This window comes from Zoogloea sp., assembly GCF_041914405.1.
Taxonomy (GTDB): Bacteria; Pseudomonadota; Gammaproteobacteria; order Burkholderiales; family Rhodocyclaceae; genus Zoogloea.
In genome coordinates this window covers 36,103-57,502 of sequence record NZ_JAYSDK010000035.1, presented here as the reverse complement: position 1 = coordinate 57,502, position 21,400 = coordinate 36,103, and the positions used below count along the sequence as shown (strand labels likewise).

Genomic DNA, 21,400 nt, shown 5'->3' with positions numbered 1-21,400 from the left:
CCAGCCCATCCCGCCCAAGGGACTGAACCTCAACTTCCCGCTCTCCGACGCCATGCAGAAGCTTTACCAGGCCCCCAACGACAAAGCCTTCGAATAAGCCCCCCAACCGCCTCAAAGTCCGACAGACATGAAAAAGACAACCCGCATCACCCTGGCCACCCTTGCAGGCCTCGCCGCACTGAATGCCCACGCCGAGTCCAACGTGGTGTTCTACGGACGCGTCAATGCCACCTTCGAAAACGTCAAGGCAGAACAGGGCCCGGCCCACAACGTCGTCAACGACAACGCCTCGCGGATCGGCTTTCGCGGCACCGAAGAACTGGGCGGCGGCATGGCCGCGCTGTTCCAGGTCGAAAGCCGCATCCGCGTCGACGGCAGCGACTCCACCTCCCTGGCCAGCCGCGACAGCTTCGTCGGCCTGCGCACCCCTCAGGGCACCCTGCGCCTCGGACGCACCCTCGGCCCGGCGTACTATGCGCTCTACGACTACATCAGCATGCACAACCACGACTCGGGCTATTCCGCCGATGCGCTGCTGTCGTCCGCCGTCACCGGCAACTCCACCGCCGCCGGCGGGCGCATGAACAACACCGTGTGGTACACCAGCCCGACCCTCGCCGGCTTCACCTTCGAGGCCGACTACGCGCTGCTGGACGAGGCCCCCACGACCACCGGCACCAAGCGCACACCCCACCACCTCGGCCTGGTCGGCAGCTACGACCGCGGCCCCCTGCACGCCGCCATCACCTACGTGTCCGCCCAGAACACCAAGGACCTGGATGGCAGCGACGCCGTCCGCCTCAACAACGACCGCGCGATCAGCGCCGGCGGCAGCTACAACTTCGGCCCTCTCGTACTCGGCGCGCTGTTTGAACGCTCCCGGCGCGACACCCTCACCGACACGGTCAGCCGCAACTATTACCGGGTCGCCCTGATGGCACCGGTGGGCGCCCACGAGTTCCACCTCAACGTCGGCGTGGCCGGCGACTACAGCGGCACCCACGACACCGCCGGCAAGCAATACACCGTCGCCTACAACTACAACCTGTCCAAGCGCAGCAAGCTCTACGCTTATTACACCCGCATCGACAACGACAGCGCACAGACCGTCGGTGGCGGCGGCGCCTACAACTTCCTCGGCACCGCGGCCGGGCTGGACAACCGCTCGATCGCCGCCGGCATCCGCCACAACTTCTGATCGCCCAAACCCTCATCCCCAGGAGACCCACCATGACCCGTCTGCTCACCCGCCCCTTCGTCCTGTCATCCATCCTCGCCGCCAGCCTGGCCGCCGCCTTCCCCGCCGCCTACGCGGACGGCAAACCCCACGTGGTGATCCTCGCCACCGGCGGCACCATTGCCGGCGCCGGCGCCAGCGTTGCCAACAGCGCCACCTACCAGGCGGCCAAGGTGCCGGTGGACAAGCTCATCGCCGGTGTGCCGGAGCTCGCCAACGTCGCCGAGGTCCGCGGCGAGCAGGTCTTCCAGATCGCCTCCGAGAGTTTCACCAACGACAACCTGCTGACCCTCGGCAAGCGTGTCGCCGCCCTCGCCCGCCAGCCGGACGTGGACGGCATCGTGATCACCCACGGCACCGACACCCTGGAAGAAACCGCCTACTTCCTGAACCTGGTGCTGAAGACCGACAAGCCGGTGGTGGTGGTCGGCTCCATGCGGCCGGGCACCGCCATGTCCGCCGACGGCATGCTCAACCTCTACAACGCGGTGGCCGTCGCCGCAGCCAAGGACGCCGCCGGCAAGGGCGTGCTGGTCACCATGAACGACGAGATCCACACCGGCCGCGACGTGAGCAAGGCGGTCAACATCAAGACCGAGGCCTTCAAGAGCCCGTGGGGTCCGCTGGGCATGATCGTCGAGGGCAAGACCTACTGGTTCCGCGCCCCCGCCAAGCGCCACACCACTGGCACCGAGTTCGACATCGACAAGCTCGACAAGCTGGCCCCGGTGGACATCGCCTACGGCTACGGCAACGCCACGCCCACCGCCTACAAAGCCTTCGCCGAAGGCGGCGCCCGCGCCGTCATCCATGCCGGCACCGGCAACGGCTCGGTCAGCAGCGCCGTCGTGCCAGCCCTGCAAGCCCTGCGCGGCAAGGGCGTGCAGATCATCCGCTCGTCCCGCGTGGTTGGCGGCGGCTTCGTGCTGCGCAATGCCGAGCAGCCCGACGACAAGTACGACTGGGTCGTCGCCCATGACCTCAACCCGCAGAAGGCCCGCATCCTCGCCGCCGTGGCCCTGACCAAGACCCAGGACAGCAAGGAACTGCAGCGGATGTTCATGGAGTACTGAACCCGCGCGCCGGGGGGAACCGCCTCCCGCGCCGACCCGGCAAGGGCGGCGCGGGGGTTGTATCCTTGAATAGACAGCACATCCCCGGTGGGCGGATGCATTCGCCCACACAGAAGAACAAGCCCTCAACGGAAACACACCGACAGGCGATGACCGATACCCCTCCGGCACCGACCCCGCAGCTGCCGCCCTCGCGCTCCGTGTCTCCGAACCCGCTGATCGTCGCCGCCCTCCTGCTGGTGATCAGCCTGATCGGCATCGGTGGTTACCGGGCCAGCGAATACCAGGGCATGCAGACCCTGCGCACCGACGCCGGCCACCGCCTGGACCTCTTCGCCGCGGCGGTGGACGGCATCGTCAACCGCTATGCGCACATCCCGGCCACCATCCAGCTCAACGAGGAAGTCCTCAACCTGATGCGCAGCCCGCACAGCGCCACCAGCGTACAGGCCGCCAACCGTTTCCTGCAGCAACTCAACGAACACATCGGCAGTGTCGCGATCTTCGTCATGAACCAGCGCGGCATCGTGCTCGCCTCCAGCAACTGGAACCACCCAAGCGAAAACTTCGTCGGCGAGGATCTGTCCTTCCGCAGCTATTTCGTCGACGGCCTCGCCGGCCGGGTCGGCCGCCATTTCGCCATCGGCACCACCCGCGGCGAGCCAGGCTATTTCGTATCCACCCCGATCCGCGACGGCGAGCGGGTCGTCGGCGTAGCCGTCATCAAGATCAGCCTCGACCAGCTCGACCAGGCCTGGAGCCTGCTCGGCGCGCCGGCGCTGATCGCCGACGGCAACGGCGTGGTGATCCTGTCCTCGGTGCCCGAGTGGCGCTACACCGCCCTCAAGCCGCTGCCCCTCGACACCCGGGTCGAGGTCAAGATGAGCCGCCTCTACAACGAAGGTCCAATCGGCGACTTTCCGGTGCCCATCGATGACGATCCTGGCCCGGACGGACAGATCGTGCACATGGCCCTGCACAACAGCTCCGTCCGCCCCCACGCCGGCTTCGCCGGCAGCTACCTGGTACATGGGCGCGGCCTGCAGGACGTGGGCTGGCGCCTGCTGATCTTTTCCGACCTGCGCCCGGTGCGCACCCAGGCCCTCGGCCACGGCGCGCTGGCGGCGGTCGCCACCGGCTTCGTGCTGCTGCTCCTGCTGGTACTGGCCCAGCGCCGGCGCATCGTGCGCCAGAAGCTGGAGGCGAAGGAACTGCTCGAACAGGCCAACGCCCAGCTCGAAAGCAAGGTCGCCCGCCGCACCCGCGCGCTGACCGATACCAACGCCCGCCTGCGCAAGGAAGTGGCGGAACGCCAGCAGGCCGAGCAGACCCTGCGCGCCGCCCAGGACGAGCTGGTACAAGCCGCCAAGCTGGCCGTGCTTGGCCAACTCGCCGCCGGCATCACCCACGAACTGGCCCAGCCGCTGGGCGCCATGCGCACCCTGTCGGGCAATGCCATCGAGTTCATGAAGCGCGGCAACTTGCCGACCGTCGAGCAGAATCTGACGATCATCGCCCGTCTGGCCGACCAGATGGGGCGCATCATCACGCCGCTCAAGACTTTCGCCCGCAAGTCGCCGGCGGTGCCCGCCGCCACCGACCTGGCCCACGCGGTCAGCGCTGCCCTGTTCCTGCTCGACCAGCGCCTCACCAAGGCTGGCATCACCCTCATCAACCGCTGCGAGCCCGGCCAGGCCATCGCCTGGTGCGACCAGAACCGGCTCGAGCAGGTGCTCATCAACCTGATCCGCAACGCCGGCGACGCAATGGCCGACAGCGGACGCAAGGAACTCCTCATCGAAGCCAGTTCCCGCGACGACGGCAACCTGGAACTCGTCATCGCCGACAGCGGCTGCGGCCTGCCCGAAGACGGCACGCTGTTCGAACCCTTCTTCACCACCAAGCCTGCCGGCGAGGGCCTCGGCCTCGGCCTGGCCATCTCCCGCGACATCGTCCGCGAGTTCGGCGGCGACCTGCGCGCCGAGAACCGCCCGGAAGGCGGTGCCCGCTTCATCCTGCAACTCCCCGCCGCACCGAAAGAACCGTCATGACACCTGAACTTCGCGTACTCATCATCGAAGACGACCCCGACGTACGCCTTGGCTGCGAGCAGGCCATGATGCTTGCCGACATCCCGGTGGAAGGCGTCGGCTCCGCCGAGGAAGGCCTGGCCCGCCTGTCCGCCGGCTTTCCCGGCATCGTCGTCACCGACATGCGCCTGCCCAGGGCCGACGGCATGGAGGTGCTGCGCCGCTGCCAGGCGATGGACGCCGACCTGCCAGTGATCATCATCACCGGCCACGGCGACGTGACCCTCGCCGTCGAGGCCATGCGCAACGGCGCCTACGACTTCATCCAGAAACCCTTCTCGCCGGAATTGCTGGTGGACGTGGTGCGCCGCGCCCTCGACAAGCGCGCACTGACCCTCGAAGTGCTCGACCTGCGCCGCCGCCTGGAACAGCGCGACGGCATCGAGGCCAAGCTGATCGGCCGCTCACCGCAGATGGCCCGCGTGCGCCAGCTGATCAGCGACGTGGCCGGCACCAGCGTGGACGTACTGGTGCGCGGCGAGACCGGCACCGGCAAGGAGCTCATCGCCCAGTGCCTGCACGAACTGTCACCGCGCAAGAGCGGCCCCTTCGTGGCCCTCAACTGCGGCGGCCTGCCCGACAACCTGCTCGACAGCGAGCTGTTCGGCCACGAGGCCGGCGCCTTCACCGGCGCTCAGAAGCGCCGCATCGGCAAGATCGAGTACGCCAACAAGGGCACCCTCTTCCTCGATGAGCTGGAAAGCATGCCGCTGGGCGTACAGATCAAGCTGCTGCGCGTGCTGCAGGAACGCGTCGTGGAGCGCCTCGGCTCCAACCAGCTGCAACCGGTGGACTGCCGGGTGGTCGCCGCCACCAAGGACGACCTCAAGGAACGGGCCGAACGCCAGACCTTCCGCGCCGACCTCTACTACCGCCTCAACGTGGTCACCATCGACCTGCCGCCGCTGCGCGAGCGCCGCGAGGACATCCCGCTGCTGCTCGAACACTTCCTCCTGCAGGCCGCCCAGCGCCATGAACGCCCGCTGCCCACCGTGCCGCCCGAGCAGATGCGGCGCCTGATGGCCCACACCTGGCCCGGCAACGTGCGCGAGCTGCGCAACGTCGCCGATTGCGTGGTCCTCGGCGTCGGCAAGGACGTCCTCGGCGCCGCCCCCGGCGACGCGCCGCCGGCCTCGCTGGCCGAATCGGTGGAGAGCTTCGAGCGCAGCCTGATCGCCGCCGAGCTGCGCCGCCAGGGCGGCAGCCTGGCACGCAGCGCCGAGGCTCTGCGCGTGCCCAAGACCACGCTGCACGACAAGATCCGCAAGTACGGCCTGCAGGGCGGCGACAGCTGAACCCACAGCTCCGTTCCGGCCTGCGACATCTTGTCGCAGCATCGGGTCGGCACCCTCGGCTAAGCTCTGCCGCGTTCCGCCTGGCCCGCCGGCCGCGGCAAGCATGAGCGCCCGATGAAAAGACACCTTTGCACCCTGCTGGCCGCCGTACTGGCCCCCGCCGTCCACGCCTCCTGCGGCTCCTCCTTCTGCACCGTGGACACCAACTGGGACACCCAAGGCCTGGCCAGCGCTGAAGGCTTGCGCCTCGACGCGCGCTACTCCTACGCCAATGCCAGCACGCTGCGCGCCGGCCACGCCCGCATCGCCGCGGCCACACCTAGCAGAAGCGACGAGGAGATCGAGAACCAGCGCACCCTCAACCGGCTCCTCAACCTGGACGCCGAATACACCTTCAATGCGCGCTGGAGCGCCACGCTCAGTCTGCCGATGGTGATCCGTGACCACCGCCACACCTTTGATTCGTCCTCCGACGGCCCCTTAACCCAGTCGACCCGCTTCCACGCGATCGGCGACATGCGGGTCGTCGGCCGCTACCGCCTCGATCCGGGCAACCCGTTCTCCGGCTTTGGCCTGCGCTTCGGCCTCAAGCTGCCGACCGGCGCCACCAACAAGACCATGACCCCGCCCGACCCGGCCGATCCGGGCACGCCCTACGCACTGGAGCGTTCCGCCCAGCCGGGCAGCGGCAGCACCGACGCCATCCTCGGCGCCTATTACTTCCAGACCCTGCCGGGCAGCGGTTGGGGCTGGTTCGCCAGCGCCCAGCTGCAGACCGCCCTGGCCACCCGCAGCGACTACCGCCCGGGCACCGAGGTCAAGCTCGACCTGGGCACCCACTACGCGCTGGCCCCCGGGCTCACCGGCCTGCTGCAGCTCAATGCGCTGCACCGCCCACGGGACGGCGGCGCCGCCGCCAACCCGGCGTCGGGCGGCCACGCCTTCTACCTCAGCCCCGGCCTCAGCTACGCCATCGCACCACGCACCCAGGTCTACGGGCTGCTGCAGCTGGCGGTCAGCCAATATGCCAAGACCGACCCGCAGGATCCGCAGGGCGGCCAGCTCACTGCGCCGCGCAGCTTTACCGTCGGGATCAGCCAGCGCTTCTGAGGCGGGCTTCCGTCCTTCCACCTTAGCGCCTTGAATTCCCCACACCCATTGTGGGGAATTCGTCACTCCCCCACCTCGCAGCAGGTCATAAGACGACCTCCGCAGGCCCTCCATACTCACGCCATTTTCATAAAAGAAAGACATGAAGATGCTGAACACATGGAGACAAGGGTTGCTCGGGAGCTGCCTGCTGGCGCTCATTTTGGGTTTTTCGGGGAGCCGCCCGGCACATGCCGAAGCGCTGGTGATCGGCCAGAGCGTACCCCTCAGCGGTGTGCTGGCCAGCACGGGCAAAGCGATGGCGCTGGGCGTGCGGCTCGCGATCGATGCCGCCAACGCTGCCGGCGGGGTCGGCGGCCGCACCCTGACCCACGTGGTCAAGGATGACGGCTACCAGACCGCCGAGACCGTGCGCCTCACCCATGAGCTGATCCGCCGCGACAAGGCGGTAGCGCTGATCGGCTATGCCGGCACCGGCAATATCGCCGAACTGCTCAAGCATGGCGTGCTGGCCGACGGCAACATCGCGCTGATCGCCCCCTACACAGGCGGCGAGCCGCTGAGGTCCCCTTACAACCCGTGGATCTTCCATATCCGCGCCAGCTACGGCGACGAGACCGAGGCCATGGTGCGCCAGTTCGTCGCCTCCGGCCTGCAGCGCATCGCGGTGTTCTACCAGAACGACCCCTTCGGCCAGGCCGGGCTGGCCGGCGTCGAACGAGCGCTGGAAAAGCACAAGCTGAAGATCGTCAGCAAAGGCAGTTACGAGAAGAACACAGAGGACGTCGCCGCCGCCGTGCGCGACATTGCCGCCGGCGCCCCCCAGGCGGTGATCATGATCGGCGTGGTCAGGCCCACCGCCGCCTTCGTGAAGGCCTACCAGCCAGTCAGCCCCGGCACCCAGCTGTTCAGCATTTCGGTGGTGAATGGCCGCGAGTTACACCAGCTGGCGGGCGGCGATGCGGCCCGCGGCGTCGGCATCACCCAGGTCATGCCCTCGCCATTCAGCGGCGTCACGCGCATCGCGCGGGACTACAACGCCGCGCTGCAGCGCTTCGCACCGGGCGAGGAGCCGTCCTACACCAGTTTCGAGGAATACGTCGGCGCCCGCGTGCTGATCGAGGCGATTCGCCGCACCAAGGGCACGCCGACCCCGGCCACGGTGATGCAGTCCCTCGAAAACCTGGACGTGGACCTGGGCGGTTTCCAGGTGCGCTTCGGCCACGGCAACCGCATCGGCTCCCAACGCGTCGAAGTCACCCTGCTCGGTCGCGACGGTCAGCACCTGCGCTGACAGGCGCGCCGGGGGTCAGCTGTCGCGCAGCTCCAGCGCCCGCTCGTACAGCGCGTTCTTCGATGCACCGGTGATCGCCGCGGCCAGCTTGGCGGCCTGCTTCACCGGCAGTTCGGCGAGGAGCAGGCCGAGCACCCGCTCGGCCTCCGGCGACAGGCCTTCACTGGCGGGCGCCGCCGACACCAGCAGCACGAACTCGCCGCGGGCGCGGTTGGCGTCGGCAGCCAGCCAGGCCGGTGCATCGGCCAGCGGCATGCGCACGATCTGCTCGAACATCTTGGTCAGTTCGCGGGCGACGACGATCTGGCGGGTCGGCTCGAGCGTCGCCGCCAGGTCATCCAGCGTCTCGGCGATGCGGTGCGGTGCCTCGTAGAACACCAGCGTGCCCGGCACGCCGCGCAGGGCGTCCAGCGCGCTCTTGCGGGCCGCCGACTTGGTCGGCAGGAAGCCGTGGAAATGGAAATGCCCGTCGGCCAGCCCGGAGGCCGACAAGGCCGCGATGGCTGCGCAGGCGCCCGGCACCGGTACCACCGGGAAACCGGCGTCCTGCACCCGCGCCACCGCCCGTGCGCCAGGGTCGGACACCGCCGGCGTGCCCGCGTCGGTGATCAGCGCCACCTGCTTGCCTTCCTCCAGCATGCGGATCACCAGCCCGGCGGCTTCCTGCTCGTTGTGCTCGTGCAGCGCGACCAGTCGCGTCCGGATGTCGAAGGCATCGAGCAGGCGCTGGCTGTGGCGGGTGTCCTCGGCGGCAACGGCGTCCACCGCCTTCAGCACGGCCAACGCACGCAGGCTCATGTCCTGCAAGTTACCCAAGGGCGTGGCCACCACATACAATGACGATGTCTTATTCAGCGGAGAGGTGGACGATGCGTCGGAAAGGGCAGGATGCATGGCAGGACTGGGGACAGGAGGCGGGGGACGGAGATTGTGGGCGCGCCAACCCGCCGATGCAAGCCGAACACCTGCGCCGCGGCGCGGCGGCCGAGGCGCTTGCCGCCGCCCACCTGGAAAAGAACGGGCTGACGATCCTGGCCCGCAACGTGCGCTGCCGTGGCGGCGAGGTGGACCTGATCGCCTCCGACCGGGGCAGCCTGGTCTTCGTCGAGGTGCGCCTGCGCAGCAACAGTCGCTTCGGCGGCGCTGCGGCAAGCATCACCGCGGCCAAGCGCCAGCGCGTTATCCTCGCCGCGCGCTATTGGCTGAACGGTGCCGGCCGGCGCTACGCCAACCTGCCCTGCCGCTTCGACGCGGTGCTGCTCGAGCGCCTCGACCGCGACGGCATCGACTGGATACGGGGCGCCTTCGATGCATATTGAGCGCATCCTGCTGGTGCTGCTGCTCGGTTGCAGCCTGCTCCCTCCGGCCACGGCGCAGCAGGTCCGCATCCTCGTGCAGAGTTCCCCACTGGCCGGCTTCCAGTACTACGGCGGCAAGATCCTGTGGGACGAGATGCGCGAAGGCGACGCGCTGACGCTGGTCCGCGAACCCGACAACGCCCATGATCGCTATGCGGTGCGCGTCGAGTGGCGCGGCCAGAAGCTCGGCTACCTGCCCCGCGCCGAGAACCGGGCGGTGGCCGAGGAGATGGACCGGGGCAGCGCCATCGGCGGCCGCATCGGCAAGCTGGCGAAAGACCCCAATCCCTGGAAACGTCTGCGCGTGGACGTGCTGGTCGGTTTGTAAGCGGATTTCTCGCTTCCGGCAGGCCCAGCAGTGCAAATGCTAGAATCGCGGCCAAATTTTCCGGAGTCAAAGATGGATCTCGTTGCCCGTATCGCGCAGCAATTTACCGACAGCGCCCAGACCAAGCTGGCCGCCCTCGAGTTCATGGCCGAGCCCATCGCCGCGGCCATCGAAACGATGACCCACAGCCTGATGAACAACGGCAAGATCCTGGCCTGCGGCAATGGCGGTTCGGCCGCCGACGCCCAGCACTTCGCCGCAGAGCTGCTCAACCGCTTCGAGATGGAACGCCCGCCGCTGGCCGGCCTGGCGCTGACCACCGACAGCTCGACCCTCACGTCCATCGCCAACGACTACGACTACAACCAGATCTTCTCCAAGCAGGTGCGTGCCCTCGGCCAACCCGGCGACGTGCTGCTGGCCATCTCCACCAGCGGCAACTCGCCCAACGTGATCGAGGCCATCCACGCCGCCCACGAACGGGAAATGCTCGTGGTGGCCCTCACCGGCAAGGGCGGCGGCCAGATGGCTGAACTTCTCGGTCCCGGCGACATCCATCTGTGCGTCCCGGCCGATCGCACCGCGCGCATCCAGGAAGTCCACCTGGTGACCCTGCACTGCCTGTGCGACGGCATCGATTGCCTTTTCCTCGGAGTGGAAGAATGAACCTCGCCCGCAAGTCCCTGGCCTGGACCGCGCTGGTCCTCGGCACCCTGGCCGCCGCCCAGGGCTGCATCCCGGTCATCGTCGGTGGCACCGGCATGGCCGTCGCCATGGTTTCCGACCGCCGCAGCTCCGGCGCCTACGTGGAAGACGAGGGCATCGAGTGGAAGAGCGTCAAGCGCATCGAGGATGCCCTCGGCGACAAGGTCCATGTGAATACCACCGCCTTCAACCGCAAGCTGCTGCTGACCGGCGAAGCCTTCAACGAGGCCAGCCGTGAAGAGGCCGGCCGCATCGCCGCCGCCGTCGAGAACGTCAAGGAAGTGGTCAACGAGCTGCGCGTGGCGCCCACCAGCCCCCTGTCAGCACGCAGCAACGACAGCTACATCAGCTCCCAGGTGAAGGCCCGCTTCGTGCCCCAGAAGGATTTCCGCGTGCAGCAGGTCAAGGTAGTGACCGAAGCCTCCACCGTCTACCTGATGGGCCTCGTCACCCAGCGGGAAGGCAACGCCGCCACCGAGGTCGCGCGTACCACCAGCGGCGTGCAGAAGGTCGTGCGGGTCTTCGAGTACATCAGCGAGGAAGAGGCCAAGCGCCTCGACAACGCCACCGGCAACAACGCCGAATCGGGCAAGTAAAGCCAAGCTACGATGCATGCCAAAGGCCCTGCCGGACTCCGGCAGGGCCTTTGTGTTTGACGCGGCCTTATCGTTGCCGACGCGGCCACTCAAGCTTGTGGGCAGGGCACCAGGCCGGCGGCAGACATCTCCCGCTTTTCCAGGCCGCGCAGCAGCACCAGCAGCAGCGTTCCCACCATCATCACTGCGGCCGCCAGGTACAACCCTGCCGCATAGCTGCCGACCGCCGTGGCCAGCCAGCCGGTGACTGCCGGGCCGAGGATCTGCGCCGCGCCGTAGGAGAGGGTCATCTTGCCCATCATCTTGGCCGGGCGGGTCGGGTAGTAGCGGCCGGCCATCGTCAGCACCAGGCTCACCATGCCGATGAAGGTAGCGCCGAACAGCAGTGCCCCGACGAGCGCAGCGGCCAGCCCGCCCACCGTGACTGGCAGCACGATGCCGGCGATTTGCAGCACCGCCGCGATAATCAGCGCGTTCAGCTCGCCGGTGCGGCGCGCTACCAGGTCCCACAGGATGCAGGCCGGCGCGGCCGCCACGCCGATCGCCAGAAACACCAGCGAGCCCTTGCCCGCCAGGCCCGGCAGACGGTCCACGATGGCGACGATGAAAGTGGCGCTGACCACATAGCCGATGCCCGCGCAGAAATAGGCCGCCATGAACAGGCGCAGGAAGCCCACCGTCGGCGGCCGGTCTTGCATCTGCGCGGCACTGTGGCTGGCCGGGTTGCGTCCCGGCGACGGCAGCCAGCGCAGCGCAGGCACCAGCAGTACGGCGCCGAAGACTGTCAGCGCGAACCATTGCTGGCGCCAGTCCAGCCATTGGCTCATCAGCGCGACCGCCGCCGCACAGGCGGTGATGCCGATGCCGATACCCGCGAAATGGATGCCCAGCTCGCTGCGGTGGTTGTGGCGGATCAGCCAGTTGAGGATCAACCCCGTGCCGAACAGCATGCCGGCCGCACTGGCCAGGCCGGCCACAAAGCGCGACAGCGCCCACACCAGCGGATCGGTGCTCAGGCCCATCACCGCGGTACTCGCCACCGCCAGCACCATGCCCATGCGGTACAGGCGGTCCTTCACGACGAGATCGCCGATCAGCGACGCGAGCAGCGCACCGCTCAGGTAGCCGGCGTAATTGACCGCCGCCAGCAGCCCCCCTTCGGCCACGCCGAGCCCGGCCTGCTGCTGCATCAGCGGCAGCAGCGGCGTATAGGCGAAACGGGCGACGCCCAGCGCCAGCACCAGGCTGAAGATGCCGGCGCCGAGCACGCGGAAACGTTCGGCGGCAGAACTGTGTTCGCTCATCGCAGCAGTCTCCTTGTTGTTGGAGAAGACACGATAAACAGGCTAAACTATCTCATCAAATGATTTATTAAGAACGTTCAATTCTCTTATGGAGATATGAATATGGAACTCGTCGCGCTGCGCACCTTCCAGGCGGTGGTCGAGGAAGGCGGCATCCTCGCCGCCTCCCGTAAGCTGAACACCGTCCAGTCCAACGTGACGGGCCGCATCCGTCGCCTGGAGGAGGAGCTCGGCACCGAGCTGTTCCACCGCAAGGGCCGCGGACTGGAGCTGGCGCCGTCGGGACGCGTACTCCTCGACTACGCCCGCCGCATGCTGCTGCTCGAACGGGAAACCAGCGCCGCCGTCCGCCAGGTTGGCGAGAGCGTCGGCGAGCTGCGCATCGGCGCGATGGAGACCTTCGCCGCCGTGCATCTGCCCCGTGCCCTAAAAGCAGTACGAGCCCGCCATCCGCGCGTCGAACTGCGGGTCAGCACCGACACCAGCGCCGCGCTGATCGAACGCCTGCTCGACCACAAGCTCGACTGCGCCTTCATCGGCGGGCCGGTGATCCATCCGGACCTGGCCTTCGATGAGCTGGTGATGGAGGAACTGGTGCAAGTCTGCGCGGCCGGCGCCGACCCGGTGCTGCAGCCAGTGATCCTGTTTCGCGAGGGCTGCGCCTACCGCACCCGCGCGCTGGCCTGGCAACGGGCCAGCGGCCACGCGGTGGCCGACGCGATGGAGTTCGGCACGCTGGAAGGCATCCTCGGCTGCGTGTCGGTCGGCCTCGGCTGGACGCTGCTGCCGCGCCGGGTGGTGGAGCAGTCGCAACACCGGGCCGACCTGACTATCCGCGAAGTGCCGCCGCAGATCAGCCGCGTGCAGACCGGCGTGGCCTACCTGCGCGCTGCGCCGCCGATGGCGGCGATCAAGACCCTCTCCGACGCCGTGGCCGCGCTGGCCAACGGCAGCGTCGAAAGCTCAGTCCAGCCCTGAGGCACGCTGGCGTACCACCAGTTCGGCATAACCGGTTTGAAGGTCGGGTTCGCGCTGGAAATCCCAACCCGGCAGGCGCATCAGCAGGATCTCCGCGGTAGTCCGCACCACGCAGCCATAGCCCAGGTGACCGCCGATCACCGCTCCGGAAGCCGTCGCCACAGTACCGTGCAGATGCGAACCGTTGGCGGCGATGCTGCCGCTAAGGCTCAGCAGCTCGATATCCCCGTCCACCGCGCGCAGCTCGCCGGCCCCGGCCAGCCTCAGGTGTGCGCCACTCAGGCTGCCTATGCCCGCCAGCACGAAGGCTGCCGAACCGCCCTCGGCGAACAGCGCACATTCCAGTGCCCGGCGCAGGTCCTGGCCGGGGGTCAGGCGTATCGGTTGCACGTCCATGCTCTTCTCCTGGCCAGGCCGCGGATCACTCCACCAACCCGGCTTCGCTCATGAAACGCCGGCGCTCGGCGTCCTTGTCGATATGGCTGGCCAAGGCCCGGCACAAGGTCGCCACGCTGTTGGCGGTGCGCGACTCCCGCCGCACCAGCACCTTGGCCATCGGTCCGATATAACGGGCGAAGATCTGCTCGACCCGCGCCAGTTCGACGTCCGGGATCACGCTGACCACCCCGGCGGCTGCCGACGACACGCTGGCCGAACTGCGCGCGGCGGTGCCGGCAGCGATACTGCGCGGGGACGCGGTCCCCGATACCGCCCCGGAGGCCGCCACCACGCCGGACAGGAAGGCGCTGCGCGGCGCCGGATCGGGGATCAGCGCCGCCAGCAGTTCGTGCAGGCCCGCCAGGTTCTCGGCACGCGGCAAGGTCCGGCGGACCAGGATCTTCGCCATCGGCCCGATGTGCAGGGCCAGGATGCGCTCCGCCGCCTCGATGGCCGCCAGGCTCAGGTCGCTGCCCAGCGCTGCCTGGCGGATCGACGGGTCGGCCACCCGTGCGCTGGCGAGCAGGCTAACCCCACTGTAGGCGTACAGCTCGTGGTCACGGGCCTGGGGATCACGGCGCATCCCGATGTGGCGGAAGTAGTCGCCTGCGTTGTTCTTGAGCTGGTGGATGACTTCATAGTAGGCCCGCGCCACCAGCACCTGGCCCGGGTTCGAGAAACGCATCACCCGGAAGGCGGTGGTGATACCGTCGCCGAGGATGCGCGAACGCCCGTTGGGGTCCGGTGCAACCCGCACCGGGCCGAGGTTGATGCCCATATGCACGCCGAGCCCCTCGCCCGCTGCGGCGTCGCCGAGTTGTACCGCCGTACGCAGCGCATCCTCCGGGTCGCCGACGTAGCAGACCGCGCAGCCTTCCTTGGTATTGACCGCCAGCCGGGTGGTGGGGGGCACCGGCGCGATGGCCTGGGTCAGCATGCGCACCAGGCGCGAACGCCCCTCACGCTGGGCGACCTCGTCGCTGGCCACCCCGGCCACGTCGGCGAAGAGCACGGCGCCGATGAAGGTGCGCGCCTCCGACGCCGACAGCCCAAGGGGCAACGGCACCTCCACCGGCGGTTCGGACGCTTCGCCGCCGGTCGGCGGCGCCAGACAGGCCCGACGGAAATCCGCCACCTGGCGCGGACGCTTGTCCTCGTCAGGGTTCAGCGCCCAGTCGATGGCCTTCAGCATGCCCGCGCCGAAGGCATCCGCATTGCCAATGTCGGCCGCCTTAGGCATGGCGTCCTCGCGCAGGCGGGCAAAGGCCTCCATCGGCAGCTTGCCGGTGACCATCCAGTACATCACCCCGGCCATTGCGTAGAGGTCGGTCCACGGCCCCTGCTTGCCGTGGCGGTGGTATTGCTCGGCCGGCGCGAAGCCCGGCGTCACCACTGCGGTAAGGGTCTGGTCGATGCCGTCCAGCTCCAGCCGGCGGGCCGAGCCAAAATCGAGCAGCACCGGCGAGCCGTCGGCCCGGATGTAGATGTTGCCGGGCTTGATGTCCCGATGCAGGAAACCCGCCGCGTGGATCGCCTCCAGCCCGTCGAGCAAGGGCCTCACGATGCGCACCAGGCTCGCCCGGTCGAGGGGCAGGCGCCCCACCAGCCAGCGCTGCAGCGGCTGGCCGGTCTCGTACTCCATCACCATATAGGCGGTGTCGTTGCCGCGGAAATAGCGCAGTACCCGCACGATGCCCGGATGGTGGAAGCTGGCCAGCGCCCGCGATTCGAGCAGGAAGCGCTGCAGTCCCCACTCGAAGCCCTTGGCTGCCTCGCTGGAGCGCGGCCGCACGGCAAAGCCGTCGCGGCGCACGGCGAGATCCTTGGGCAGGTATTCCTTGATGGCCACCTGGCAGTCCAGGTGCGTGTCACGGGCCAGGTAGGTGATGCCGAATCCGCCCCCGCCAAGCACCCGCTCGATGCGGTACTCGTTGATGACGTAGCCGGACGGCAGGGCGAACAGGTCGTCCTGGCCCGGGACGGGCGGAAGGATTTCGTCGCTCACGGTGGCGGACGGATCAGGCGTCGATCATCTGCATCGCCTTCTCGAGACTGCGACGCATGCGATTGAAGGAACTGGCCAGCACCGACACTTCGTCCTTGCCGCCCTCCGGGAACTCCGGCTGGTTGAAGTCACCGGTGCTGATCTTGTCGGCGGCTTCCGACATGCGCGACACCGGACGGATGATCAGCCACGACAACATCAGGTTGAGCACCGCGAAAACCGCGACGAAGACCGCCGCCAGCGAGGTCATGAAGGTGCGGAAGGCGTGGGCGGCGTTGTCGAGCGGCACCGACATCGGCACCGACACCACCTGGGCGCCGACCACCTCGTTGAGCTTCCAACCAAAGCCGTTGGCACTCCCATACACCTTGATCATGCTCGGCGGCGCCGCCTCGGGCGAGCTGTGACAAGGCAGACAGGCCGCCGTCTCGATGCGGATCGGGTGCGCCACGTACAGCGCCGGGCCGGTGGGCGTGTCGCGCTGGCCGGTGATCTCCTTGCTGTCTGGCGTGTTGCGGAAGGTATTCACCAGATCGGCCTCCCAGTCCGCCGCCCGGTCGCGCGGGTTGGTCGGGTTGAGGGTGGCTTCCTTGTAAGCGTAGTTGGGGTACTTCTTGTGCAGCTCGTTGAGGGTCTCGGTGGCCGCGTAGGCCGGCACCGTCTGCGGCAGGAACTGCTTGTCCATCAGCGGGTTGAGGTGCGGCTTCACCTGTCCGACGGTGTAGCCGCGAATCGCCAGCGCCGCCTCCATGACCAACCGGGCTTCGCCCAGCACCTGCTCGCGGGCATGGCGGTACAGCAGGTCGTGGGAAATGTAGCCGGCAACGCCGAAGCCGGCCAGGAACACCGCCAGCAGCACCAGGTTGAACTTGAGTCGCAGTCCCATGGGAATCCTCCGGAAAATGGCCCATGGGCCGAAAGGGCTATCATTTTTGCACATTGCCAAGTCATATTGCAGGCCAGCAGCATGACACCCCGGCCGACACGAGACGTGTCCGGCCGCCAGCGGTGGCCTTCCCCTTGATTTCACGCCCCACTGCATACAGACGCAAGAATATCGTCATACCACCGCAACCGACGCCGGCGATCCTCCCTGGCTTTCCTTCGCCCGCCTGGTGTTCCATGCCTTCCACGACCTATTCCCGCCTCGAGCTGGCCGCCGGCTGCCTGCTGGCCAGCCTCGTCCTGCACGGCTGCGGCAGCAGCAATAACAACAGCCAGAACATCCCCACCGGCACCAAGGCCACGCTGGCCCTGCTGGAAACCACCGACCTGCACACCAACGTGGTCAGCTATGACTACTTCAAGCTCGCCGAGGACAAGTCCCTCGGCTTCGAGCGCACCGCCACGCTGATCAACCAGGCCCGCCAGGAATTCCCCAACACCCTGCTGCTCGACAACGGCGACACCATCCAGGGCACCGCGCTGTCCGACTACCAGGCCATCGTCAATCCGGTGTCCTGTAGCCAGCCGCTGGCCATGTACAAGGTGATGAACGCCGCCGGTTTCGAAGGCGGTGGCATCGGCAACCATGAGTTCAACTACGGCCTGCCCTTCCTGAGCCAGGTCACCGGCAACCGCTTCAATGTAGACGGCCTGGCCGACCCGGCCGCCCAGCCGACCTGCAAGGGCCCGAGCTTCCCGCAGGTGCTGGCCAACGTGAACAGCGTCAAATCCAACGCCCCGCTCTTCCAGCCCTACGCCATCATCAACAAGACCGTCACCGCCACCGGCCCGGACGGCAAGCCGGTCAGCGGTACCGTCAAGGTCGGCATCATCGGCTTCACGCCGCCCACCATCATGAGCTGGGACAAGCGCTGGCTGGACGGCAAGGTCTACACCGTCGGCGTCAAGGAAGCCGCAGAGAAGTACATTCCGGAAATGCGCGCCAAGGGCGCCGACCTGGTGGTGGTGATCTCCCACGGCGGCCTCGACGACAGCAGCTACTCGCCGACCATGGAGAACGGCAGCTACCACCTATCCAAGGTGGCCGGCGTGGACGCCATGCTGATCGGCCACTCCCACCAGATCTTTCCCAACGCCACCAGCACCGTGTCCCAGTTCAATCTGCCCGGCGTGGACAAGGTGGCCGGCACAGTGAATGGCGTACCTACCGTGATGGCCAACTACTGGGGCAAGCACCTCGGCGTCATCAAGTTCGACCTCACCTACGACGGCAAGACCTGGACCATCGACAAGACCAAGACCGTCGTGCAGGCCCGCTCCACGCAGAACGCCGACAAGAGCTACGTGGCTGTCGACCCGACCGTCGCCGCGGCCATCGCGACCGAGCATCAGGCCACCATCGACTACGTGAAGACGCCGATCGGCAGCACCGACTTCGAAATGTCCAGCTACTTCGCCGACGTCGGCGATCCCGGCGCCATCGAGCTGGTGAACCAGGCCCAGGCCGACTACGTGGCCAAGTACGTGGCCGCCAACCTGCCCCAGTACGCCGCGCTGCCGGTGCTGTCGGTCAGCGCACCGTTCAAGAGCGGCTTCGCCGGCGGCACCGACTACACCGACGTGCAGCAGGGCAACCTGGCCATCAACAACGCCGCCGACCTCTATCTCTACCCCAACACCCTCTACGCGGTGAAGGTCACCGGTGCCGACATCAGGAACTGGCTGGAAACCGCGGCCAAGCGCTTCAACCAGATCGACCCCGCCAAGACCACCCAGCAGGAACTCGTCAGCAGCTTCCCGGGCTACAACTTCGACATGTTCACCAGCCCGGACATCCGCTACGAGATCGACGTGACCAAGCCGGTCGGCAGCCGCATCGCCAACCTCAAGTACAAGGGCGTGGCCATCGACCCGGCCAAGGAGTTCATCGTCGCCACCAACAACTACCGGGCCAGCGGCGGCGGCAGCTTCCCGGGACTGGACGGCAGCAAGACCCTCTACGCCTCGCCGGACGCCAACCGCGACGTGCTGATCCAGTACATCAAGACGGCCAAGGCGATCACCCGCGCCGCCAACGGGTCGGACCGCAGCTGGCGCTTCACGCCGGTGACGACCGCCGGCCAGGTGGTCTTCCACTCGGCGCCCGGCAAGCAGCCCCTCGCCCAGGCCGCCGGCCTGGCCGGCATCACCCAGCTGCAAGCTGACGACGGCAGCGGCAAGAGCCTCGCCCTGTATGCGATTGACCTTTCGAAGTAAGCCCCACCACCCGCGCCTCGCCGCCGCCCTGCTGGCCGGGGCGGCGGCCCTGGGCGGCATTGCTTGGGCCAGCCGCGCGCCCGCACCGACTGACGCGGAGCTGGCGCAGTTGCAGATCCTCGCCGGCCCCGGCCGGCAGGACGCTGCACTGGCCCGCCTGACAAACCTGGCCGAAGGTGGAACAGCTGAGGCCCGCCGCATGCTGGGCCTGGCCCTGCTGAGCCGCGGCGACCACGACGGGACAGGACTGCAGTGGTTGCGCCGCGCAGCCCAAGAAGGCGACGCAGATGCCGCTTTCCAGCTCGGGAAACTGTATTCGGTCGGTGGTGCCGGTGTTTCCGCCGACGCGGCGCGCGCCTTCGGATGGTTCTCGGCAGCCGGCAAGACCGGCCACCCCGGTGCCGCCTACTATCTGGGGATTGCCTGGCGCGATGGCTACGGGGTGAAGACGGATCGCGCCGAAGCGGCCCGCTGGCTGCGCCGGGCCGCCGACGCCGGCATCGCCGCCGCCCAGTTCCTGCTCGCCAACGCCTACCGGGAAGGCGACGGCATTCCCCACAACGATGCCGAAGCGCTGCGGCTGTACGCCGCGGCCGCCGAGCAAGATCACCCGGAAGCCTGCCAGACGCTGGCGATGGCCTACCTCAACGGCGAACTGGGCCTAGAGCGGGACGAGGAAGAAGGCCGCCACTACCTGATGGAAGCCGCCCACGCCCTCAAGCATCCGGCGCTCAGGCCCTGAGGCGCCGTCAGCGGCGGCGGGCGAATGAATTCGCCCCCACAGAGCTGTGCTCCCCAAGCGGGTTTCCCGAACGACGCGGTGGCATTTTCACCGTGGGTAGGGGCGAATTCATTCGCCCCTGGACGCCGATCCGCGCCCCCAGGCCAGCCCGCAGTCAGTAAGCCGGAGCCTCGGCCGCCGGCACTTCCGCCGCTGGCGCCGTGGCCCTCTCCGGATGCCAGCCCACCAGCAGCAGCAGCGCCGCGAAACCCACCACGTAAGCGACCCCGACGAACCAGCCCTCCTTCAGCCAGCGGCCCACCGACCTGGCTTCCGGATACATGCTGGACAAGGCCACGCCGGCCGACGAGCCAAACCACAGCATCGAGCCACCGAAGCCCACCGCGTAAGCCAGGAAGCCCCAATCGTAACCGCCCTGCTTGAGCGCCAGCGCGGTCAGCGGGATGTTGTCGAACACCGCCGACACGAAGCCCAGCCCAAAGGCCGTCTGCCAGGATGCCAGGGGCAGCTGCTCGACCGGCATCATCGACGCGCAGCTCACCAGTGACAGCAGGAAGATCGTGCCCTTCAGGGTCTCCGGCAGGACCTCCCAGTCGGGCCGGCGAATGCCAGCGCTCAACAGGATCGCCGCCCACACGGCCACGCCGAGGAAGGGGAAGGCATTCGCATGGGCGGTGAAATGCAGATTCACCACCACATTGACGGCCACTGCCGCCGCCAGGATCAGCACCACAATGCCGACCCGCGGCAAATCGGCGTGGGTGTGCTCATGAACGTGGCGAAGGATCGGCGAATACTTCTGCTGCACGCGGGCCGCCGGGATGCCGAACAGCAGCAGCGCCAGGCCTGCACCGACGAAGGCCTCCAGCACCGCCAGCGGGCTCACGCCGGCGATCCACATCATCGTGGTGGTGGTGTCGCCGACCACACTGCCCGAACCGCCGGCGTTGGACGCGGCGACGATGGCCGCCAGGTAGCCCACATGCACACGGGCGCGGAACAGGGAGTGGGCCATCGCCCCGCCGATTAGCGCCGCGGCAATGTTGTCGAGGAAGCTGGAGATCACGAAGACCATCACCAGCAGCACGAAGCCGCCCTTCCAGTCATCCGGCAGGTAGCGCGGCAGGATCACCGGGATGCGGGTCTTCTCGAAATGGCGGGCCAGCAGCGCAAAGCCCATCAGCAGCAGGAACAGATTGGCCAGGGTGACCCATTCGTGAACGAAGTGCCCAAGCAACCCGGCCACCCCCGCGCCGGCGGCAAAGCCGGTGAACAGCAGCTTGTAGCTCGAGATGGTCGCCAGCCCCGCCAGCCCGACCTTCAGCGTATGGTCGTGGAACAGGGCCACGCCCAGCAGCGTCAGCGCGAACAGGATGAAATCCACCGGCACACCAGCCACCGCCGGGCCCGAACCCATCGCGGCCAGGGCTTCGCCCGACCAGGCCATCACCCCCAGCGCCGGCAGCACAACCTGGGCGCGGCTTCCAACATTCGACAACATGCAAATTTCCCCGGACAAAAGGCGAGCCCGGCCCCGTCGCGGTCAGCCGCTCCCAATAGTCACGCTGGGCTCGTAAAATTTCGTGTTTTTCCCACCGATTCCACGCGAACACCATCGAACCGGCCCGGAAAGGCGCACAGTTTAGCCTGTCCGCCCCCCGGCTTAGCCGGCCGGACGCCCCCGG

Annotated in this window: 19 protein-coding genes; 13 read left to right on the top strand and 6 right to left on the bottom strand. The window is 67.8% G+C overall.

What is annotated here, in order from left to right:
• Nucleotides 1-127 precede the first annotated feature (127 nt).
• The 6 genes from ACE3RX_RS18795 to ACE3RX_RS18770 all read left to right on the top strand — a co-directional run bounded on the left by ACE3RX_RS18795 (nucleotide 128) and on the right by ACE3RX_RS18770 (nucleotide 8,099).
• Nucleotides 128-1,198, top strand: coding sequence for a porin (locus ACE3RX_RS18795; protein WP_374486497.1), 1,071 nt, complete (start codon nucleotides 128-130; stop codon nucleotides 1,196-1,198).
• A gap of 32 nt (nucleotides 1,199-1,230) precedes the next feature.
• The gene (locus tag ACE3RX_RS18790) at nucleotides 1,231-2,310 is read left to right on the top strand and encodes an asparaginase (RefSeq protein ID WP_374486496.1); all 1,080 of its coding nucleotides are present in this window, start codon (nucleotides 1,231-1,233) and stop codon (nucleotides 2,308-2,310) included.
• 149 nt (nucleotides 2,311-2,459) lie between these two features.
• Nucleotides 2,460-4,361 (top strand): ATP-binding protein, encoded by a 1,902-nt coding sequence (locus ACE3RX_RS18785; protein ID WP_374486495.1) that lies wholly within the window; start codon nucleotides 2,460-2,462, stop codon nucleotides 4,359-4,361.
• On the top strand, nucleotides 4,358-5,695 hold the full coding sequence (locus ACE3RX_RS18780) for a sigma-54-dependent transcriptional regulator (RefSeq protein WP_374486494.1): 1,338 nt from the start codon (nucleotides 4,358-4,360) through the stop codon (nucleotides 5,693-5,695). The genes ACE3RX_RS18785 and ACE3RX_RS18780 overlap by 4 nt, the downstream gene beginning before the upstream one ends.
• Nucleotides 5,696-5,809: 114 nt before the next feature.
• Nucleotides 5,810-6,805, top strand: coding sequence for a transporter (locus ACE3RX_RS18775; RefSeq protein WP_374486493.1), 996 nt, complete (start codon nucleotides 5,810-5,812; stop codon nucleotides 6,803-6,805).
• Between the two features lie 142 nt (nucleotides 6,806-6,947).
• Complete coding sequence (locus ACE3RX_RS18770; protein WP_374486492.1) at nucleotides 6,948-8,099, top strand: ABC transporter substrate-binding protein; 1,152 nt, start codon at nucleotides 6,948-6,950, stop codon at nucleotides 8,097-8,099.
• A gap of 15 nt (nucleotides 8,100-8,114) precedes the next feature.
• On the opposite strand, the gene rsmI is transcribed toward ACE3RX_RS18770, so the two are convergent.
• Nucleotides 8,115-8,993: a 16S rRNA (cytidine(1402)-2'-O)-methyltransferase gene (rsmI, locus tag ACE3RX_RS18765; protein ID WP_374486491.1), complete on the bottom strand. Its 879-nt coding sequence runs from the start codon at nucleotides 8,991-8,993 to the stop codon at nucleotides 8,115-8,117.
• 56 nt (nucleotides 8,994-9,049) lie between these two features.
• Here rsmI and ACE3RX_RS18760 point away from each other — a divergent pair, with 56 nt between their 5' ends.
• The 4 genes from ACE3RX_RS18760 to ACE3RX_RS18745 all read left to right on the top strand — a co-directional run bounded on the left by ACE3RX_RS18760 (nucleotide 9,050) and on the right by ACE3RX_RS18745 (nucleotide 11,086).
• Nucleotides 9,050-9,418 carry a YraN family protein gene (locus tag ACE3RX_RS18760; protein WP_374486490.1) on the top strand — a complete coding sequence of 123 codons (369 nt, stop codon included), beginning with the start codon at nucleotides 9,050-9,052 and terminating at the stop codon, nucleotides 9,416-9,418.
• Entirely contained in the window at nucleotides 9,408-9,785 is a 378-nt protein-coding gene (locus ACE3RX_RS18755; RefSeq protein WP_374486489.1) for an HIRAN domain-containing protein, read from the top strand. The genes ACE3RX_RS18760 and ACE3RX_RS18755 overlap by 11 nt, the downstream gene beginning before the upstream one ends.
• 72 nt (nucleotides 9,786-9,857) lie before the next feature.
• Nucleotides 9,858-10,451: a phosphoheptose isomerase gene (locus tag ACE3RX_RS18750; RefSeq protein WP_079432773.1), complete on the top strand. Its 594-nt coding sequence runs from the start codon at nucleotides 9,858-9,860 to the stop codon at nucleotides 10,449-10,451.
• Nucleotides 10,448-11,086 carry a BON domain-containing protein gene (locus tag ACE3RX_RS18745; RefSeq protein WP_374486488.1) on the top strand — a complete coding sequence of 213 codons (639 nt, stop codon included), beginning with the start codon at nucleotides 10,448-10,450 and terminating at the stop codon, nucleotides 11,084-11,086. The genes ACE3RX_RS18750 and ACE3RX_RS18745 overlap by 4 nt, the downstream gene beginning before the upstream one ends.
• A gap of 89 nt (nucleotides 11,087-11,175) precedes the next feature.
• Here ACE3RX_RS18745 and ACE3RX_RS18740 read toward each other — a convergent pair whose 3' ends face one another.
• On the bottom strand, nucleotides 11,176-12,390 hold the full coding sequence (locus ACE3RX_RS18740) for a YbfB/YjiJ family MFS transporter (protein ID WP_374486487.1): 1,215 nt from the start codon (nucleotides 12,388-12,390) through the stop codon (nucleotides 11,176-11,178).
• 102 nt (nucleotides 12,391-12,492) lie between these two features.
• On the opposite strand from ACE3RX_RS18740, the gene ACE3RX_RS18735 reads away from it, so the two are divergent.
• On the top strand, nucleotides 12,493-13,368 hold the full coding sequence (locus tag ACE3RX_RS18735; protein ID WP_374486486.1) for a LysR family transcriptional regulator: 876 nt from the start codon (nucleotides 12,493-12,495) through the stop codon (nucleotides 13,366-13,368).
• On the opposite strand, the gene ACE3RX_RS18730 is transcribed toward ACE3RX_RS18735, so the two are convergent.
• From ACE3RX_RS18730 to ACE3RX_RS18720, 3 genes are read right to left on the bottom strand one after another with little or no spacing between them, the layout of a single operon-like run.
• Entirely contained in the window at nucleotides 13,354-13,764 is a 411-nt protein-coding gene (locus tag ACE3RX_RS18730; RefSeq protein WP_374486485.1) for a PPC domain-containing DNA-binding protein, read from the bottom strand. The two genes, ACE3RX_RS18735 and ACE3RX_RS18730, sit on opposite strands and share 15 nt — an antisense overlap.
• Nucleotides 13,765-13,789: 25 nt before the next feature.
• Nucleotides 13,790-15,811: a protein kinase gene (locus tag ACE3RX_RS18725; protein WP_374486484.1), complete on the bottom strand. Its 2,022-nt coding sequence runs from the start codon at nucleotides 15,809-15,811 to the stop codon at nucleotides 13,790-13,792.
• 13 nt (nucleotides 15,812-15,824) lie between these two features.
• Nucleotides 15,825-16,697 carry a DUF3365 domain-containing protein gene (locus ACE3RX_RS18720; protein ID WP_374486483.1) on the bottom strand — a complete coding sequence of 291 codons (873 nt, stop codon included), beginning with the start codon at nucleotides 16,695-16,697 and terminating at the stop codon, nucleotides 15,825-15,827.
• 236 nt (nucleotides 16,698-16,933) lie between these two features.
• Between ACE3RX_RS18720 and ACE3RX_RS18715 the strand changes: the two genes are divergently transcribed.
• The gene (locus tag ACE3RX_RS18715) at nucleotides 16,934-18,973 is read left to right on the top strand and encodes a bifunctional 2',3'-cyclic-nucleotide 2'-phosphodiesterase/3'-nucleotidase (RefSeq protein ID WP_374486482.1); all 2,040 of its coding nucleotides are present in this window, start codon (nucleotides 16,934-16,936) and stop codon (nucleotides 18,971-18,973) included.
• Nucleotides 18,951-19,715: a tetratricopeptide repeat protein gene (locus ACE3RX_RS18710; RefSeq protein WP_374486481.1), complete on the top strand. Its 765-nt coding sequence runs from the start codon at nucleotides 18,951-18,953 to the stop codon at nucleotides 19,713-19,715. Before ACE3RX_RS18715 ends, ACE3RX_RS18710 begins: the two co-directional genes overlap by 23 nt.
• Nucleotides 19,716-19,869: 154 nt before the next feature.
• Here ACE3RX_RS18710 and ACE3RX_RS18705 read toward each other — a convergent pair whose 3' ends face one another.
• Nucleotides 19,870-21,216: a citrate transporter gene (locus tag ACE3RX_RS18705; RefSeq protein ID WP_374486480.1), complete on the bottom strand. Its 1,347-nt coding sequence runs from the start codon at nucleotides 21,214-21,216 to the stop codon at nucleotides 19,870-19,872.
• Between the last annotated feature and the right edge of the window lie 184 nt (nucleotides 21,217-21,400).

Bases quoted from the DNA above. Each gene is read 5' to 3' on its own strand.
- ACE3RX_RS18795 (WP_374486497.1), top strand. From the start codon at position 128: ATGAAAAAGACAACCCGCATCACCCTGGCCACCCTTGCAGGCCTCGCC.
- ACE3RX_RS18790 (WP_374486496.1), top strand. From the start codon at position 1,231: ATGACCCGTCTGCTCACCCGCCCCTTCGTCCTGTCATCCATCCTCGCC.
- ACE3RX_RS18785 (WP_374486495.1), top strand. From the start codon at position 2,460: ATGACCGATACCCCTCCGGCACCGACCCCGCAGCTGCCGCCCTCGCGC.
- ACE3RX_RS18780 (WP_374486494.1), top strand. From the start codon at position 4,358: ATGACACCTGAACTTCGCGTACTCATCATCGAAGACGACCCCGACGTA.
- ACE3RX_RS18775 (WP_374486493.1), top strand. From the start codon at position 5,810: ATGAAAAGACACCTTTGCACCCTGCTGGCCGCCGTACTGGCCCCCGCC.
- ACE3RX_RS18770 (WP_374486492.1), top strand. From the start codon at position 6,948: ATGAAGATGCTGAACACATGGAGACAAGGGTTGCTCGGGAGCTGCCTG.
- rsmI (WP_374486491.1), bottom strand. From the start codon at position 8,993: ATGCATCCTGCCCTTTCCGACGCATCGTCCACCTCTCCGCTGAATAAG.
- ACE3RX_RS18760 (WP_374486490.1), top strand. From the start codon at position 9,050: ATGCAAGCCGAACACCTGCGCCGCGGCGCGGCGGCCGAGGCGCTTGCC.
- ACE3RX_RS18755 (WP_374486489.1), top strand. From the start codon at position 9,408: ATGCATATTGAGCGCATCCTGCTGGTGCTGCTGCTCGGTTGCAGCCTG.
- ACE3RX_RS18750 (WP_079432773.1), top strand. From the start codon at position 9,858: ATGGATCTCGTTGCCCGTATCGCGCAGCAATTTACCGACAGCGCCCAG.
- ACE3RX_RS18745 (WP_374486488.1), top strand. From the start codon at position 10,448: ATGAACCTCGCCCGCAAGTCCCTGGCCTGGACCGCGCTGGTCCTCGGC.
- ACE3RX_RS18740 (WP_374486487.1), bottom strand. From the start codon at position 12,390: ATGAGCGAACACAGTTCTGCCGCCGAACGTTTCCGCGTGCTCGGCGCC.
- ACE3RX_RS18735 (WP_374486486.1), top strand. From the start codon at position 12,493: ATGGAACTCGTCGCGCTGCGCACCTTCCAGGCGGTGGTCGAGGAAGGC.
- ACE3RX_RS18730 (WP_374486485.1), bottom strand. From the start codon at position 13,764: ATGGACGTGCAACCGATACGCCTGACCCCCGGCCAGGACCTGCGCCGG.
- ACE3RX_RS18720 (WP_374486483.1), bottom strand. From the start codon at position 16,697: ATGGGACTGCGACTCAAGTTCAACCTGGTGCTGCTGGCGGTGTTCCTG.
- ACE3RX_RS18715 (WP_374486482.1), top strand. From the start codon at position 16,934: ATGCCTTCCACGACCTATTCCCGCCTCGAGCTGGCCGCCGGCTGCCTG.
- ACE3RX_RS18710 (WP_374486481.1), top strand. From the start codon at position 18,951: ATGCGATTGACCTTTCGAAGTAAGCCCCACCACCCGCGCCTCGCCGCC.
- ACE3RX_RS18705 (WP_374486480.1), bottom strand. From the start codon at position 21,216: ATGTTGTCGAATGTTGGAAGCCGCGCCCAGGTTGTGCTGCCGGCGCTG.